Source organism: Nocardia sp. NPDC006982 (assembly GCF_042869435.1).
Classification (GTDB): Bacteria; Actinomycetota; Actinomycetes; order Mycobacteriales; family Mycobacteriaceae; genus Nocardia.
In genome coordinates, this window is record NZ_JBIAFV010000004.1 from 264188 (window position 1) to 280512 (window position 16325).

At 65.8% G+C, this 16325-nt stretch carries 16 protein-coding genes; 5 read left to right on the forward strand and 11 right to left on the reverse strand.

The window, feature by feature from the left end:
• Window positions 1-7: 7 nt before the first annotated feature.
• Window positions 8-781 (reverse strand): fumarylacetoacetate hydrolase family protein, encoded by a 774-nt coding sequence (locus tag ACFYOW_RS18230; protein ID WP_387289256.1) that lies wholly within the window; start codon window positions 779-781, stop codon window positions 8-10.
• A 210-nt stretch (window positions 782-991) separates the two neighbouring features.
• Between ACFYOW_RS18230 and ACFYOW_RS18235 the strand changes: the two genes are divergently transcribed.
• The 3 genes from ACFYOW_RS18235 to ACFYOW_RS18245 all read left to right on the forward strand — a co-directional run bounded on the left by ACFYOW_RS18235 (window position 992) and on the right by ACFYOW_RS18245 (window position 3143).
• Window positions 992-2173, forward strand: a complete 1182-nt coding sequence (locus ACFYOW_RS18235; protein ID WP_387289257.1) for an MFS transporter — start codon at window positions 992-994, stop codon at window positions 2171-2173.
• Between the two features lie 273 nt (window positions 2174-2446).
• The gene (locus ACFYOW_RS18240; protein ID WP_387289260.1) at window positions 2447-2941 is read left to right on the forward strand and encodes a hypothetical protein; all 495 of its coding nucleotides are present in this window, start codon (window positions 2447-2449) and stop codon (window positions 2939-2941) included.
• A 73-nt stretch (window positions 2942-3014) separates the two neighbouring features.
• Entirely contained in the window at window positions 3015-3143 is a 129-nt protein-coding gene (locus ACFYOW_RS18245; RefSeq protein WP_387289262.1) for a hypothetical protein, read from the forward strand.
• Window position 3144: 1 nt separating this feature from the next.
• Here ACFYOW_RS18245 and ACFYOW_RS18250 read toward each other — a convergent pair whose 3' ends face one another.
• The 4 genes from ACFYOW_RS18250 to ACFYOW_RS18265 form a co-directional block, all read right to left on the reverse strand.
• Window positions 3145-3726, reverse strand: a complete 582-nt coding sequence (locus ACFYOW_RS18250) for a Uma2 family endonuclease (RefSeq protein WP_387289264.1) — start codon at window positions 3724-3726, stop codon at window positions 3145-3147.
• Between the two features lie 78 nt (window positions 3727-3804).
• Complete coding sequence (locus ACFYOW_RS18255) at window positions 3805-4812, reverse strand: 3-isopropylmalate dehydrogenase (RefSeq protein WP_387289266.1); 1008 nt, start codon at window positions 4810-4812, stop codon at window positions 3805-3807.
• A gap of 171 nt (window positions 4813-4983) precedes the next feature.
• Window positions 4984-6582: a phosphoglycerate dehydrogenase gene (gene serA / locus ACFYOW_RS18260; protein WP_387289268.1), complete on the reverse strand. Its 1599-nt coding sequence runs from the start codon at window positions 6580-6582 to the stop codon at window positions 4984-4986.
• 671 nt (window positions 6583-7253) lie between these two features.
• On the reverse strand, window positions 7254-8753 hold the full coding sequence (locus ACFYOW_RS18265; RefSeq protein WP_387290058.1) for a hypothetical protein: 1500 nt from the start codon (window positions 8751-8753) through the stop codon (window positions 7254-7256).
• An 87-nt stretch (window positions 8754-8840) separates the two neighbouring features.
• Here ACFYOW_RS18265 and ACFYOW_RS18270 point away from each other — a divergent pair, with 87 nt between their 5' ends.
• Window positions 8841-9659, forward strand: coding sequence for a DNA polymerase beta superfamily protein (locus ACFYOW_RS18270; protein ID WP_387289270.1), 819 nt, complete (start codon window positions 8841-8843; stop codon window positions 9657-9659).
• A gap of 11 nt (window positions 9660-9670) precedes the next feature.
• On the opposite strand, the gene ACFYOW_RS18275 is transcribed toward ACFYOW_RS18270, so the two are convergent.
• Complete coding sequence (locus tag ACFYOW_RS18275) at window positions 9671-10162, reverse strand: winged helix-turn-helix transcriptional regulator (protein WP_387289272.1); 492 nt, start codon at window positions 10160-10162, stop codon at window positions 9671-9673.
• A 105-nt stretch (window positions 10163-10267) separates the two neighbouring features.
• Here ACFYOW_RS18275 and ACFYOW_RS18280 point away from each other — a divergent pair, with 105 nt between their 5' ends.
• Entirely contained in the window at window positions 10268-10912 is a 645-nt protein-coding gene (locus tag ACFYOW_RS18280) for a dihydrofolate reductase family protein (protein WP_387289274.1), read from the forward strand.
• A 67-nt stretch (window positions 10913-10979) separates the two neighbouring features.
• Here the strand turns inward: ACFYOW_RS18280 and ACFYOW_RS18285 are convergent, their stop codons facing one another.
• The 5 genes from ACFYOW_RS18285 to ACFYOW_RS18305 all read right to left on the reverse strand — a co-directional run bounded on the left by ACFYOW_RS18285 (window position 10980) and on the right by ACFYOW_RS18305 (window position 16316).
• Window positions 10980-11183: a cold-shock protein gene (locus ACFYOW_RS18285; protein ID WP_040693519.1), complete on the reverse strand. Its 204-nt coding sequence runs from the start codon at window positions 11181-11183 to the stop codon at window positions 10980-10982.
• A 424-nt stretch (window positions 11184-11607) separates the two neighbouring features.
• A complete protein-coding gene (gene iolD / locus ACFYOW_RS18290) occupies window positions 11608-13464 on the reverse strand; it encodes a 3D-(3,5/4)-trihydroxycyclohexane-1,2-dione acylhydrolase (decyclizing) (RefSeq protein WP_387289275.1) in 1857 nt (618 codons plus the stop codon).
• Window positions 13461-14246, reverse strand: a complete 786-nt coding sequence (locus ACFYOW_RS18295; RefSeq protein ID WP_387289277.1) for an ATP-binding cassette domain-containing protein — start codon at window positions 14244-14246, stop codon at window positions 13461-13463. The genes iolD and ACFYOW_RS18295 overlap by 4 nt, the downstream gene beginning before the upstream one ends.
• Window positions 14243-15295, reverse strand: coding sequence for an ABC transporter permease (locus tag ACFYOW_RS18300; protein WP_387289279.1), 1053 nt, complete (start codon window positions 15293-15295; stop codon window positions 14243-14245). Before ACFYOW_RS18300 ends, ACFYOW_RS18295 begins: the two co-directional genes overlap by 4 nt.
• A gap of 13 nt (window positions 15296-15308) precedes the next feature.
• Window positions 15309-16316 (reverse strand): sugar ABC transporter substrate-binding protein, encoded by a 1008-nt coding sequence (locus tag ACFYOW_RS18305; RefSeq protein WP_387289281.1) that lies wholly within the window; start codon window positions 16314-16316, stop codon window positions 15309-15311.
• Window positions 16317-16325 lie beyond the last annotated feature (9 nt).

Here is a 16325-nt window from a genome sequence, read left to right on the forward strand (position 1 = left end):
CTTTCGACTAGCGCTTGGCGGCAACAGGATTGGTGAGGGTTCCGATGCCCTCGACGGTCACGGAGACGTTCTGCCCGGCCCGCAGCGGGCCGACGCCCTCCGGGGTGCCGGTGAGCAGCACATCGCCGGGCAGCAGTGTCATCACCGTGGTCACCCACTCGATGAACTTCGGAATATCGTGCAGCAGAAGCGAAGTGCGGCTGCGCTGGCGGACCTCGCCGTCGACTTCGGTGACGATCTCCAGATCCGAAGGGTCGAGCGAGGTTTCGATCCACGGGCCGAGCGGGCAGAAGGTGTCGTAGCCCTTGCCCCGGGTCCACTGGCCGTCGTGCTTCTGCTGATCGCGCGCGGTCACATCGTTAGCGACGGTGTAGCCGAGCACCACGTCGAGTGCGCGGGCGGCCGGCACGTCTTTGCACGGACGGCCGATGACGATCGCGAGCTCGCCTTCGTAGTCGACCTGGGATGAGCTGGGCGGCAATACGATCGACGCGTTCGGGCCGATGATCGAGGTGCTCGGCTTCATGAAGATCACCGGATCCGCCGGTGCGACCCCGCCCATTTCGGCCGCGTGCGCGGCGTAGTTCTTACCGATGCAGACCACCTTGCTGGCCAGAATCGGCGCGAGCAGGCGCACATCGGCCAGCGGCCAACTCCGCCCGGTGAATGTCGGAGTACCGAACGGATGTTCCGCGATCTCCTTGACGACGCTCTCGCTCCCCTCCCCTTCGATGCTGACGAAAGCGACTCCATCGGGACTGGCGATTCGACCTAGACGCATGCACCGCAGTCTATCGACCGCCCTCGACCTGCTCGAACGCGCCCGACCGAGCGGTCCGCAACCGCGCGCGGCGGCGGGTGCGGCTGCTCGCGATGTGAGCAGTTCGACAGAACCACAGGGGATTCCACTTGCCCACTGGGTGTACGGTGAGACTCGATGTTCACACAATGAGAACTCATTCCCACATTCCGAGATTCCGAGGTGAGGCTGATGGCTACGACCGTGACGCAGATGCGCGACGTCCGACGGTGGTCCATGCTCGGCCTCGGCGTGTTCGCCCAGGCCTCCAGCGCCGTCTTCATCCACGGGGTTCCATTTCTTCTGCCCGCGCTGACGGCCGGTGGCATGCCGCTTGCTACCGCGGGTCTGCTCGTGGCCATGCCGACGGTCGGCCTGGTGTGCACGCTGATCGCCTGGGGATATGTCGTGGACCGGATCGGCGAGCACAAGGTGCTGGTCAGCGGACCGCTGCTGATGTTCGGGGCGGGCGTCGCGGCGGCTACTGTCACCGATCACCTGCTGCTCGGCGCACTGCTGTTCCTGGGCGGCGTCGGTGCGGCGAGCACCAACGGCGCCAGCGGTCGGGTGATCGTCGGCTGGTTCCCGCCGCAGCGGCGCGGACTGGCCATGGGCATTCGACAGACCGCACAGCCCATCGGCGTCGGCATCGGCGCGCTCAGCATTCCGGCGGTTGCGGCCGCGCACGGGGTCGCGGCAGCCGTTCTGGTGCCCGCGGTGATGGCGGGCGTCGCCGCGCTGGGCTGCCTGATCGGGATCGTCGATCCGCCACGGCCAGCGGGCGCGCCGGCGGATCGAGCCAACCCCTATCGCGGTGATTCAACGTTGTGGCGCATCCATGCGGTGTCGGTACTGCTGTGCATTCCCCAAGGGACCGTATGGACTTTCGCATTATTGTGGTTGCACAGTGACGTTGGCTGGTCGCTGCCCGTAGCGGGCGCTCTGGTGACCGGAACCCAATTCCTCGGCGCCATAGGACGAATCGGCGCGGGCGCATGGTCCGATCGCGTCGGCAGCCGACTGGGACCGCTGCGCACCGTTGCCATCGCCGCCGTAATCTCCATGGCCGCATTGGCTTCGGCCGCATGGACGCATGCGTGGTGGGCCGCGATTCCGCTGCTGATCGCCGCATCGGTCATCACGGTCTCCGATAACGGTCTGGCATTCACGGCAGTCGCCGAGATCGCCGGACCGTTCTGGAGTGGACGTGGACTCGGCATCCAGAACACCGGCCAGAACCTCGCAATGGCCGCCATACCACCGGTTTTCGGCGCGCTGATCACCGCCAGCGGTTTCCCCGCCGCATATCTGTTGGCCGCCGTGCTGGCGATGGCGGCGGTTCCGCTGGTCCCCACTGATCGACGATCTGAATAACTGCCCCTTAGGAATTCGCGCCCGTTCCGGTTCGCCGGGGCGGGCGCGATGCATATTGGCCTCCGCAGGGAATCGCAGATTCAGGTCGCGCCGCAGGATCGAAGCCGATCCGAGAAGACGTTGTCCGCCCGATCTTCGACTGAACGCGGCGCGGGGGCCTTGCGGGTCCTCGCGATAGGCGCCATCCCTAGGTCAAGCAATGGATTCACACCCGCCGACCGGTCATGTAAACCCAGCCTTGACAAGATGCCAGTGTCAAGCCAGGCTTTACAAATGTCCGATGAACAGCAGCGCGTAGACCCGCAGGACGAGCGGGCGATGCTCGGAAAGTTGTTGTCCGCCAATGCGGAACTGGTCGTGGGTGTGCTGGGCCCGGAGGAGGGCACGCCCAGCGTGCCGGTGCTCGCCGCGCTCACGGCGACCCGAAATCTGAGTCGACTCGTCGACGACATCCTGCACACCCTGGCCCGGCAGGCGCGCGAAGAAGGCCACACCTGGGCCGAAATCGGCGATCTCCTCGGCACCTCCCGCCAAGCGGCATTCCAACGCTTCAGCGGCCCGATGCCCCCGATGGGCCCGTTCCTCACACCCCTGATTCCGCCCACACCCCCGATGCCGCCCAACCCTCCAGTCCCCCCGACACCACCCGGATTCCCTACCCCGCCAGCCGGATTCCCCGCCCCACCGCGCATGCCCACGCCACCCAGCCCACCCCCGATGCCTAGCCCACCCGACATGCCGAATCCGCCGACCCCACCAACCTGTTGATCCTGGCTTCACCGAATCCGTCAGTGCGGCAGCCACTGTCATCGAACAGCAGCATCGAGCGGCCGCCGGTGCGGTGTTCGATATCATCGGGCCGATCGCCGCGCCCGCGGCGCAAGTCCACGATGTCATCGCGGGCGCCGTCCACGACTCGATTCGCGGCAGGGCCACGGCGGTCTGCCGCGCGCTGACCGAGCGCGAATAGGTCAGATCTCGATCAAGGCGGCCGGATCGAAACTCACCCGAAACGGTGGATCGGCTCGGATCGCCGCGGTGAATACGGTTCCTGCCGTCACCGTTGGATGGGCGCGAAAGACGCCGTCCGCGAGCAGCATTCGGTGGATCCGGGCCTCCGGATGATGCTCGACTATCCAGTACTGCGGAATGTCGATGGCCGCGTACTCGCGAACCTTCCTGACCCGATCGGTGCGTTCGCTGCCGTCGCCCGGCGCAACGATCTCCACGGCGAGCAGCACCTCCGCACCGGAGAGCAGCCTGGGAGTTTCGGCGATAATCGCCGCCCGCGCAACATCTCTCGGGACCACCACGATATCGGGCTTGCGAATGCCGCTGGGCGTGTTGACTTCCCAACCACCGCCGATACATACGTGCACCGCGGCGCCACCGGCCGCGATATCGATGAGCCGTCCGAGCCGCTGCACCACGAAATCGTGACGCGCACCGCCCGGGACCGCGATCAACCAGCCGTCCTCGAGCTCGAAACCCTTACCGCCGTCCGGTAAACGGTGCAGATCCACATCGGTATACGGTCCGCGACGCTCGCTCATCGGACTCCCTCGCGTTCCTGCGAACCCGAAAGGCCCGCGCTCGAACTCGCTCGAGCGTGGGCCGTCAGGCAGAACACGTCAGACCGCCGCAGCGATCCGATCTCCGATCTCGACAGTCGAGGCCGCCCCGCCGCGCGACACGAGATCCTTGGCGACCGCCGCTTCGATGCGGGCGGCGCCTTCGGTGTTTCCAAGGTGGTTGAGCAGCAACGACACCGACAGAATCGCGGCGGTCGGATCGGCCTTGGACTGCCCCGCGATATCGGGGGCACTGCCGTGGACCGGCTCGAACATGCTCGGGTTGGTTCCGGAGGCGTCGATATTGCCGCTGGCCGCCAGGCCGATTCCGCCGCTGACGGCGGCCGCGAGGTCAGTGATGATGTCGCCGAAGAGATTGTCGGTGACGATCACATCGAAGCGGCCCGGGTCATTGACCATGTGGATGGTGGCGGCATCGATGTGCTGGTAAGCGGTCTGCACCTCGGGGAACTCCGCCGCGACCTCGTCGACCGTGCGCTGCCACAACGAACCGGCGAAGGTCAGCACATTGTTCTTGTGCACCAGCGTCAGGTGCTTGCGCCGCGCCTGTGCCTTGGCGAAGGCGTAGCGGACGACGCGCTCGATGCCGAAACGGGTATTGGTGCTGACCTCGGTGGCGACCTCGTGCGGGGTCTGCACCCGGATCGCGCCGCCGGTGCCGGTGTAGGGGCCCTCGGTGCCCTCGCGCACGACTACGAAGTCGATATCCGGATTGCCGGCGAGCGGACTGGTCACGCCCGGGTACAGCTTCGACGGACGCAGGTTGACGTGATGATCCAGCGCGAATCGCGTGCGCAGCAGCAGTCCGCGCTCGAGCACACCGCTGGGCACCGACGGGTCGCCGATCGCGCCGAGCAGGATCGCATCGTGCTGCTTCAGCTCCGGCAGTACCGAATCCGGCAGGATCTCACCGGTCGCGTGGTAGCGCCGCGCGCCGAGGTCGTATTCGGTCTTGTCGACGCCCGGCTGCACCACGTCGAGCACCTTGAGCGCCTCCGCGATGACCTCGGGGCCGATCCCATCGCCAGCGATAACAGCAAGCTTCATAACAACAAGGCTCCGTTCAGTATTGCCGACCGCCACCGTACTTCGTCCCGCACCGCACGCCGCTGTCGGGCAGGCCGCGCAGCCCGGCAGTCACCGTGCGCGGCGTGACATGTCATGCCCGGTACAGGTGACGGCGCCGCGCACGCTCGACGTGCGCGGCGCCGGTAGTGGTCAGAACAGGTCGACCAGGACGATCTTGGCCGCACCGACGGATTCGGCGATCGCGGCTTGGACGTCGGCGGGGACTTCGCGGGCGACACGTAGAACCACGGTCGCGCCCTCCTTGTCGACATCCTGGCTCAGCTGTGCGGCGAGGATGTCGATCTCGGCCTCACCGAGCTTGGTGCCGATCTTGCCGAGCGCGCCCGGCCTGTCGTCGTAGTTCAGCACGGCCAGGTTCAGGCCTTCGGCGCGCATGTCGTAGTTGCGGCCGTTGATGTTGACGATCTTCTGCACCTGCTGCGGCTCGGTCAGCGTGCCCGCCACATTCAGCGTGCTGCCGTCGCCGAAGACCGCGCGCAGGTCGACGACGCTGCGGTGGCTCGGGCTTTCCGAAACCTTGGTGACCTCGGCGCTAATGCCGCGCTCCTTGGCCAGGGCAGGAGCGTTGACGAAGGTGACCTGGTCCTCGACCAGCGCGGAGAAGATGCCGCGCAGCGCCGAAAGTTCCAGCACCGCAACATCTTGCGCGGCCAACTCGCCACGCACCTGCACCTCGACACTGACCGGCAGCTCGTTGGACACCGCACCGAGCAGGTGGCCCTGCTTGCGCACGATCTCCAGCCACGGCGCGACCTCGTCGCCGACGGCGCCACCGGTGACGTTCACCGCACCCGGCACGAACTCACCGGCCAGGGCAAGCAGTACGGACTTGGCGACGTCGGTGCCCGCGCGGTCCTGCGCCTCGGCGGTGGACGCTCCCAGGTGCGGGGTCACCACGACCTGCGGCAGGTCGAACAGCGGGCTGTCGGTGCACGGCTCGGTGTCGAATACGTCCAGACCGGCGGCACGCACGTGACCCGACTTGATCGCGTCGGCGAGCGCCTGCTCGTCGACCAGCCCACCGCGGGCGGCGTTGACGATGATGACGCCCGGCTTGGTCTTGGCGATGGCTTCCTTGCCGATGATGCCCTTGGTCTCCGGAGTCTTCGGCAAGTGCACCGAGATCAGATCGGCGCGCTCGAGCAGCTCGTCCAGGGGCAGCAGTTCGATGCCGAGCTGGGCGGCGCGGGCCGGGGAGACGTAGGGGTCGTAGGCGATCACCTTGGTCTCGAAGGCGGCGAGACGCGCGGCGAACAGCTGGCCGATGCGACCGAGGCCGACCACACCGACGGTCTTGTCGAAGATCTCGACACCGTTGAACTTGCTGCGCGCCCAGGTGCGCTCGCGCAAGGTGGCGTCGGCGGCCGGGATCTGGCGGGCCGCGGCCAGTAGCAGCGTGACGGCGTGCTCGGCGGCGGTGTGGATGTTGGAGGTGGGCGCGTTGACCACCATGACGCCGCGCTCGGTGGCGGCGGGCACATCGACATTGTCGAGGCCGACGCCGGCGCGGGCGACGATCTTCAGGTTCTTCCCGGCCTCGAGCACCTCGGCGTCGACGGTGGTCGCCGAGCGGACGAGGAGGGCGTCCGCCTCGGGCACCGCGGCCAGCAGCGCGGGACGGTCGGGGCCGTCGACCCAGCGGACCTCGACACCGTCACCGAGCGCGTCGACGGTCGACTGGGCGAGCTTGTCGGCGATCAGAACAACAGGGCGGCCTGCTTGGCTCACTGTGGGGCACTCCTGGGAGGAAAGGGGGTCGGCAATTACCGCGCACCAGCTTAGTTGGCCGGAATCCGTCGTGGCCTACCCCCCGGTAGGCGGGTGCCTCAACATGAAGGAAGGCCCCGCACCATCGGCGCGAGGCCTTCCCTCGTCGTACGCCGTCACAGCGGCGTCCACGCGGTCGAAGCGATCGACCGAGACAGCGCTATCAGCCGCCGAACGAACCCGTCCACAGGGTGTTGAAAATACCGTGCAGAGCAGCGCTACCGGTGGAGAACAGGCCGTCCAGAGCCGCGGAACCGGTGTCGATGATAACGGGGATCATGAAATTTCCTCTTCGTCGAAAACAAATCCAGTCGAACTGGCTGACACATGGCACATCGGGGCGTGCACAAATACGGTTACGAAATTCCGGCGGATTGTGACGTAGACTACATATCGCATTTCATTGTGATCTGGACAACCGACCAATGCATCTCTGATCAGGCACTATGCGCATGAACGCAGGTCGGGAGCACCTTTTCGAGCTGTAATTAGCGCCGCAAAGGAAGCTTTCTAAGAGATCTCTGAGAAAATAATAGACATCACCCGAGATCTATCCGAGATAGGCCCGGCAGGACCCCGGCAACTTTCGGACACAGCAGACCGCACTGCCGCGATATCCCGAGTCAGCGGTATTAGTCGGCGCGATACATCAGATACGGGCGCGCCAAGATCAGCGCGACAGCAAGCATGGCGCTACCGAAATACACCGGGAGCAGATGCACGAACGCGGTGTAGTGGATGAAGAAGTGGATGACCAGCGCACTGGCCGAACCGGCGAGGGCCGCACCGAGCAGCGTCCACCACACCCATGCCGCACCCTGTCGCAAACCCCACAGTCCCAGCGCCACAATCGCCACCGCCGTCGCCATCAGCGCGCCGCCGAAGCCGGCCCGGTCGTGGGCGATGAACGGCAGCAGGTGCGCGTTGGCGGCTTCCAGTGTGGCGGCATCGGTGTGCATGAACTCGAGATCCGTCGGCACGAATACGAAGGTCAGTCCGACGGTCGAGATGACGACGCCGCCGATGAATACACCCACCCCGGTCGCGACCAGCAGCAGCTGGCCGACGAGCGCGCGCCGCCTGATCCACTCGGGGCACTCCCGCGGCACCGTCCAATACGGCGTGGTCTGCTTGCGCCACACCGCGAGCAGGAACATCGGGAACAGCACCGCGGCCGCGGTGACGTGCAGTGGCTCGACGAAGCCGATCACCAGGAAGTAGAACAGCGTCGGAAACCCGATCAGCCCGGAGAGCAGATACGCGTTGCGGGCCCAGACGCTGCCCAGACGTATGCCGCCCCAGGCCAAGCCGGTGTACAGCACGCCGATCGCGATCATATTGCCCGCCATCGTGATTCGATCGTGCTGCAGGAAATGCACCAGGTGGTGGTTGATCTCGTGCAGTCCGTCCACGTCCGTGCCGAGGTAGTCACTGTCGTACCAGAGCAGCACGGGTCCCAAAGTGATTGCCGCCGCTCCGATTCCGGCGACGATCATGCCGATGCCGACCAGCAGGCCCCAGCACCACGCGGGCCAGCGGCGTGGGTCAAGCGGAACCTCGCGCAGGGTCGGCGGCGCCGGTGCGGTCGGTTGCGCGGCCTCGATGACGCGGTTGAACCAGCCGGGTCCGGCGGCGATCAGCACCGCGGGGGTCGCGAGCACAGTGGCGGCCGAGTCGGCCAGGGCCGTCACCGCGGCGGCGATATCGGGCTCGGTCAGGTAGAGCCGATCGGCGGGTTCGCCGACGATCACCTGATCGACGTGCGACTCGAGATCCGTGCCCACCTCGGGGTCCTCGACCAGCGCGACGACCCGGCACCGGCGATCCATGGCGGCGGTACGCACTGCCTCGATATCGTCCCGGCCCACCGGCCCGACCTCGACGATTGCAGCGCCCTGCACCGGCAGCACCCGGATGGCATGCCGCGCGACCTCGACCGGAACCCGCGCACCGAATCGCTCGGCCCATTCGGCGGGCAACCGCGGGTGGTCGAAAACGCGCTCGATCGCCCGCCCGCCGCCCGGCAGCGCGATCAAACCCGACAGCAACCGCAATGCCAATAGTTGCGCGCGACGCTCCCCGACCAGGGCATTCGCCATCGGGCGCAACGGGTGATAAGTCCAGTCCGGCACGACGCTCATCGTCACACACGCTCAGTCGTCGCGGCAGTACGAAAACGGCTGGTCCGCTTGGTCGGAGCCGAACTACGATCACCGACCATGTCCCTGCGCGCGATTCCGGCTTCGATGGACCCGATGGTGGTCGGGTCCATCGATGCCGAGCTCGATCGGATCGAGCGCGCGCATCGGGTGTCGGTGCCGCTGGCCATCGAAAGCGGCAGCCGGGCTTGGGGATTCCCCTCGCCCGATTCCGATTACGACTGCCGGTTCGTCTATGTCGCGCATATGGACACCTACCTGTCGCCATGGCGGACAAGGGATGTCATCGAGACGCCGCTGGTCGGCCTGCTCGATGTGAACGGCTGGGATCTGGCCAAGGCGCTGCGGCTGCTGGTGAACGGCAATGCGGTGCTGATCGAATGGTTGATGTCGCCGATCGTGTACCGCGGCGACGATCGATTTCGTACCGAATTGCGTGCGATGGCAGCGGAAGTCGCCGATCGCAACCGAGTGGCTCGGCATTACCTGCATCTGGGCAGCAGGCAGTGGGTGCTGTTCGAGCACCATCGGTCGCTGAAGAAGGTGTTCTATTCGCTGCGGCCCGCGATGGCCTTACGTTGGCTGTGTGAGCATCCCGATGCGGCGGTGGCACCGATGCATCTGCCTTCGCTGCTCGAGCAGTGCGAGTTGCCCGGGCAGCTGGTTTCGGCGATCGCCGAGCTGACCGAGCTGAAGTCGCGAACCCGTGAAATGGGTAGCGGCGCAGTGCCGGTCCCGATCGCGGAGTTCATCGCGGCCGAATTCGACCGTGCGGCAGCTGCTTTCCCGAAGACGCGCGACCGGGACATGGATCGGGCGCGCGCGGTGACCGCCGACTTCTTCCGCAAGGAAGTGCTGGCCGCTGAAGAAGGGCAGTAGCCAGCTCCGCATCACTCGGCGACCGCGGCGGCGTAGGCGCGCGCCAATCGGTCGGTGGCGGTCGGGGCATCCGGATCGGGACGCGGAATCCCGAGGTGCGACTCGCGCAGTTCGTCCATGAACTCGGCCCAGAGCTGCGGCCCGCCCTCCTCGAGGAGTTCGGCGCGTACGCGCAGGCGTTTCGTCGTCGGGCGATGCCGGAGCCCCCATGCGCCCAACTGCGCCATGATCGGCACCAGTTGGATCGCGGGCTCGGTGAGCCGGTACTCGGCCTTCTGACCGGGACGGGTGTCCTCGCGACTGAGCAATCCGGCCGCGACGAGGCGCTTGAGCCGGTCGGACAGGATATTGGACGCGATCCCCTCCTCCGATCCGGCCAGCAACTCGCGGAAGTGGCGGCGATTGCCGAACATCACGTCACGCAGCACCAGCAGCGTCCACCGATCGCCGATCACCTCGATGGTCGCGTTGATCGGGCAGCCCGAACGTCCCTCGTCGCGCATGCGGCGCTCCTTCCGTCGAAATTTCTGCTTGCATTCTACAACCAGTTGCACTTAGGCTGTCCGCAAGCGATTGCAAAATGCAATCAGATCGGAATAGAGAGAATCATGGCCAAGTTGCGCGTACACAACATCGCGATATCGCTCGACGGCTACATCGCCGGACCGAATCAGGGACCCGAGAATCCGCTCGGCGAGGGCGGGCTGCGGCTGCACGACTGGGTGTGGGCGACACGCTACGCACACCAGATGGACGGCGCGGACACCGGCGAGACCGGCGTGGACAACGATTTCATGGTCGCGGGCGATGCCGGTATCGGCGCAACCATCATGGGGCGCAACATGTTCGGCCCGATCCGCGGCCCGTGGGCCGATCACGAATGGCAGGGTTGGTGGGGCGACAACCCGCCCTACCACCACGACACCTTCGTGATGACCCATCACACGCGACCATCGCTGCCGATGACGGGTGGCACGACGTTCCATTTCGTGAACGAAACGCCGGAAGAGGTTCTGCGCCAAGCATTCAAGGCCGCGGACGGTCAGGATGTGCGGCTCGCGGGCGGCTCATCGGCGATCCGGCAGTTCCTGCGCGCCGGTCTGGTGGACGAGATGCATCTCGCGGTAGTCCCGCTTCTCCTCGGCGCGGGCGAGCGACTCTACGACGATCTCGGCACCCTGCCGGGCTACCAGATCAGCTCGGTGCTGCAATCCCCCGCGGTCACCCATGTCACCTTCACCAAGACCGCCTGAATATCCCCCGGAAATGACGAGAGGCCCGCACCCCCTGCCGGGTGCGAGCCTCCTAAGTCACGCTTGATCAGATAGCGCGGACGTCCTGGGCCTGCGGGCCCTTCTGGCCCTGGCCGATCTCGAACTCCACGCGCTGGCCCTCTTCGAGGGACCGGAAACCCGAGCCGGAAACGGCCGAGTAATGCACGAAGACGTCAGGGCCGCCTCCGTCTTGAGCGATAAAGCCGAAGCCCTTCTCGCTGTTGAACCACTTCACACTGCCTTGAGCCATGTTCTTTACTTCTTACTTCCTGTTGATGAGCCGAGCAGATCACTTCGATGAGCCCGATCTCTCGATCAACAATGCCATCATCCGACGAATTCGGCCACATCCAGCAGTGGTAACTGTGAGCAAGCCGACGTTCGCGCAGCGCTGTGGCGGTGCACGCAACACCGGTTGCGAAGGGCTGGCAATCCTGAGCACAAAGCGTTCACGCGCATAGATCGGCCGGTCAGCGCACACTTTCGGCTACCCGCGCGGACACTGCCGGAATCCCAGCAACCGCACCGGGCACAGACGTCGGACTGAAGCTAAGAATTCGCAAAGAAAATGCGTAGCTTCGGGCTCAGATGTGCACTAAGTGGTCGGTTTTCAGTTATGCGACCGTGACCGAGTGTGCCACACGATCGTCATATAGATGGAATTTCACGGCCGACTACTCCGCTGATTCGGCACTGTTCAGGTAACGCACCTGCGCCGCCTTGGCCTCGTCGTACACCGCGCGACCCGCTAGGTGCTCCGGCACACCGACCTCCCACCACGCGCCCGCATCGGTCCAGGCGGACGGCTGGGTGCGCACGACCACTACGGCCGGACGGGATTCGCTCAATGCCGCCGCCCTGGCCCGCGCGTATGCGCCGCGGAACTCGGTCAGGTCGGTCGCGGTGAACACCGCGCAGCCCAATGATCTTGCGTGGCTTGCGAAGTCGACGCGGGACGGTTGTGGGTGGTTGGTGCGGCAGTCGGCATAGAAGTTGTTGAAGGCGTCGCCGCCCTGCCCCTCCTGGAGCCGGGCGATCACCGCGTAGCCGTCGTTATCGCAGACGACCGCGACGAACCGGTGGCCCGCGAAGGCCGCGGAGAACAGTTCGGAATTGAGCATCAGATAGGAGCCGTCGCCGAGCATGGTGGTGACCAGGCCGTGCACATGCGCCATGGCCGCACCCCAGGCGCCTGCGAGTTCATAACCCATGCAGGAGAATCCGTACTCGACGTCCATGGTGGGCACCGTGCCGGTGGCCCGCCAACCGCCGATCAGCTCTCCTGGCATACCGCCCGCAGCCGTCATGACGTAGTCGTCCGGTGCGCTCAATTCGTTGACGGCGCCGACGATTTGGGCGTAACTCGGGGTACCCGGCGTCGGCGCGCGCAGCTTGTCGATGTGCGCGTCCCAGGTGGTGCGCAGTCCTTCCGCACGGTCGGACCATGCGGCATCCACCCGCCAATTGACAAGGAGTGCAGCCAATTCCGATACCGATGCGGCGGCGTCCCCCACGACCGCGAGCGCGCCGTGCTTCACCGCGTCGAACCGGGCCGTGTTGATGGTGATCAACCGGACGTCGGGTGCGAAGACGGTCCAGGACGCCGTGGTGAAGTCCTGCAATCGGGTGCCGATGGCCAACACCAGATCCGCTTGTGCGGCAAGGGCATTGGCCGATGCGGAGCCGGTCACGCCGAGCGGACCGGCGTACAGCTCGTGGTCGTGCGGTACGAGGGTGCGGCCAGCCGTCGTTTCCGTTATCGGAATCTCGTGCCGCTCCGCGAATTCCAGTATCAGCCGGCCCGCACCCGAATAACGCACACCGCCGCCGAGGACCAGCAGTGGACGTCGGGCCGATCGAAGTGCCCGTGCCGCCTCGGCCACCACCCGGGAGTCGGGGCGCGACCGCGTGATTCGGTGCACGACCGGCTCGAATAGGGCATCCGGGAAGTCGTAGGTCTCGGCCTGGACGTCCTGTGGCAGTGCCAGTGTCACCGGGCCCACATCGGCCGCATCGGTCAGTACCCGGGCCGCCTGGGGCAGGGTTGCGATAAGTTGTTCCGGGCGGGTGATGCGGTCGAAGTAGCGGCTCACGGCGCGGAATGCATCGTTGACGGTAATGGTCGGGTCACCGAAGTGTTCGACCTGTTGCAGCACCGGATCCGGTGCGCGGCTGACGAAGGCATCCCCCGGAAGCAGCAGCAGCGGAAGACGATTCGCATGGGCGACGCCGGCGGCGGTCACCATATTCAGCGCGCCGGGACCGATCGAGGACGTCGCGATTCCGACCTGACGGCGGTGGGTCGCCTTGGCCAGGCCGATGGCCGCCAGGGCCATCCCCTGTTCGGTATGCCCGCGCCAGACCGGGATTTCATCGCGACGCTCGGACAGTGCGGTGCCGAGGCCGAGCACATTGCCGTGCCCGAATATCGCGAATGCCGCCGGGAACAGTGGTACTTCGCGCCCGTCGAAGGTCTCCGAATGCTGGGCGACCAGCCAGCCCACCAGCGCCTGCGCCGTTGTCAGCTTCACGGCGTCACCACACGCTGCAATTCGTGCTGCAGCGCGTCCAATTCGGCGCCACCGGCCATTTGCCGGGTCAACTCCGGCAGGTCGATCTCCGACTTCTCGTACGAGCCGAGCATCGCACCGCGTTTGAGCAGCAGGAAGCGGTCGCCGACGGGATAGGCGTGGTGCGGGTTGTGGGTGATCAGAATGACCCCGAGCCCACGATCCCGCGCCTGCACGACGTATTTCAGTACGACACCGGCCTGTTTCACGCCGAGGGCTGCGGTCGGTTCGTCGAGGATGAGTACTCTGGCCCCGTAGTGCACCGCCCTGGCGATCGCGATGCACTGGCGTTGCCCGCCCGACAGCGTGCCGACCGGCTGTTCCAAATCGCGGATCTCGATCCCCATGTCCGCCAACGCCTCTCGTGCGATATCGCGACCCTTGCGACGGTCCAGCAGCCGCAACGGACCGTATTCGATCGTCGGTTCGGAGCCGAGTACGAAGTTGCGCCAGACACTCATCAGCGGCACCACCGCGAGATCCTGGTAGACGGTGGCAATGCCGTGGTCCAAAGCCGCACGGGGCGAGGACAATCGAGTCGGCTGGCCGTCCAGTTTCAGTTCCCCGCGATCGTGCTGATGCACGCCGGCGAGAATCTTGATCAGCGTCGACTTGCCCGCACCGTTGTCGCCGAGGATGCAGGTGACCTGTCCCGCATTCACCACGGTCGAGACGTCGCGCAGTGCGACGACACCGCCGTAGCTCTTGCCGATATCGATCGCTTCGATCAATGGTGTCGTCATCGGCGTACCCTTTCGGCTCGCTTCTTGAATATGTTGTTGACCAACACCGCGGCCAGCAGGAGCACGCCGAGGAACAGCATGAACCAGTCGCTGTCCCATCCGGCGAAGACGATGCCCTGCCGCGCCATGCCGAAGATCAGCGCACCGATCGCGGCGCCGATCGCCGAACCGAATCCACCGGTCAGCAGGCAGCCGCCGACCACCGCCGCGATGATGTAGTGCAGTTCCAGCCCGACGCCCTGATTCGCCTGCACGCTGGAGAACCGCAGAATGCTGCAGGATCCGACGACCCACCCGGCGAAGGCGGTGGTCATGAAGAGCAGGATCTTCGTCCGATCGGCCGGGACGCCGACGGCCCGCGCGCTCGGCAGCGCACCGCCCACCGCGAAGATCCAGTTGCCGAACTTGGTGCGCACCAGGACAAGTGCGGCGATCGCGGTGAGCACCACCCACCACACGACCGATGCCTGCAGGTGCGTATCGCCGATATCGAGTGTCGAGGCGAAGACCCAACCGGCCGAGTTGTATCCGTCGGCGCTGCGAATACCAGACACCTGAACGGTTCCGGTGACCAGGCGGGTCACGCCGAGGTTGAGGCCTTGCAGCGCAAGGAAGGTGCCGAGGGTGATGATGAAACTCGGTAACCCCGTTCGCATCACGAGCCAGCCGTTGAACGCACCGACTGTGAGCGCGAACAGTAGCGAAACCAAGAGCGCGAGCCAAACATTCCAACCCGCATGCACCGCGAGCAATGCGGTGACCAGTGCGGTGGAAGCGGTCATGACACCGGCAGACAGGTCGAATTCGCCGCCGATCATCAGTAGCGCCACCGCGACCGCCATGATGCCGAGCGTGGACGAATCGTCCAGCCACGTCGCGATCCCGAGCGGGCTGAGGAAGCGGTCGGTGATGATCGAGAAGAATACGAAGACGAGTGCGGCACCCAGCAGTGCGCCGATCTCCGGTCGCACCACCATCCGCTGGAAGAGCGAAGGTCCGTCCGGCGGAGTACTCGGAGTGGCCTCGGAAGTTTTTGTGGCAACAGTCATTTCATCTACTCCCTCAGCGCATGCCCAGTGCCACGCGGGCCGCCACGGCCTCGACATTGTTCTTGTCGACGAAGGCGGGACCCGTCTGCACCGGTGCGCCACCACCGACCGAGTTCAGATTCGTCCGATACAACTGCAGCAGGACAATCGGCAGATAGCCCTGCTCGTACTGCTGCTGGTCCACGGCGAACAGCAGCTTCCCGGCCCGAATCGCCTCGACCACATCGGTATTCAGGTCGAAGGTCGCGATCGTCGCGGACGATTGCGATTCCTTCACCCCGTCCACCGCGCGGGCGGCGACCTGCGAGTTCAGCGTCAGCACGGCGTCGATGGACCTATCCGCCTCCAATGCGCCCTTGATGCGGGACTGGGCATCGGTGGGATTGTTGATGTCCACCTGCAGCGTGGTGCCGTTGCCGAATGCTTTGGTCGCGCCGTCGCAGCGCTGATTGGCACCGATATTGCCCGCCTCGTGGATCACGCACAGCAGCTTCTTGCGGCCGGCGTCGGCGAGGCGCTTACCCGCGGACTGTCCGGCCAACGTTTCGCTTTGTCCCACATGGCCGATCGCACCGAACTTGGCGCTCTCGCTCTCACCCGAGTTGATGGTCACCACCGGAATGCCCGCCGCGACTGCCTTTTCGATCGAGGGCCGCAATGCCTCCGGGTTCGCCATCGATACGACGAGCCCGTGCACGCCCTGTGCGACAGCGTTATCGATGAGTTTGGCCTGCTGGCCGGGATCGCCCGAGGAGTTGTATTCGACGCGGACACCGAGGTCCTTGCCCGCGGCCTCCGCGCCGTTCTTGACGACATTCCAGAAGGCGTCGCCGGGGCTGCCGTGGGTCACCACCGCGACGGAGCCCAATTTGCCCTGGGCGACCGGGGATTGGGTCGGCGCCGGGACATCTGCCCCCGGACCGGTACACGCGGCGAGGAGGGTGGCCGCGGCCAGCCACGGCAGTACGCGGCGGGATCGCCGCCACCATGCCGTGCGTGTTTCGAGCGACATCGTTGTCATCACTTCCCA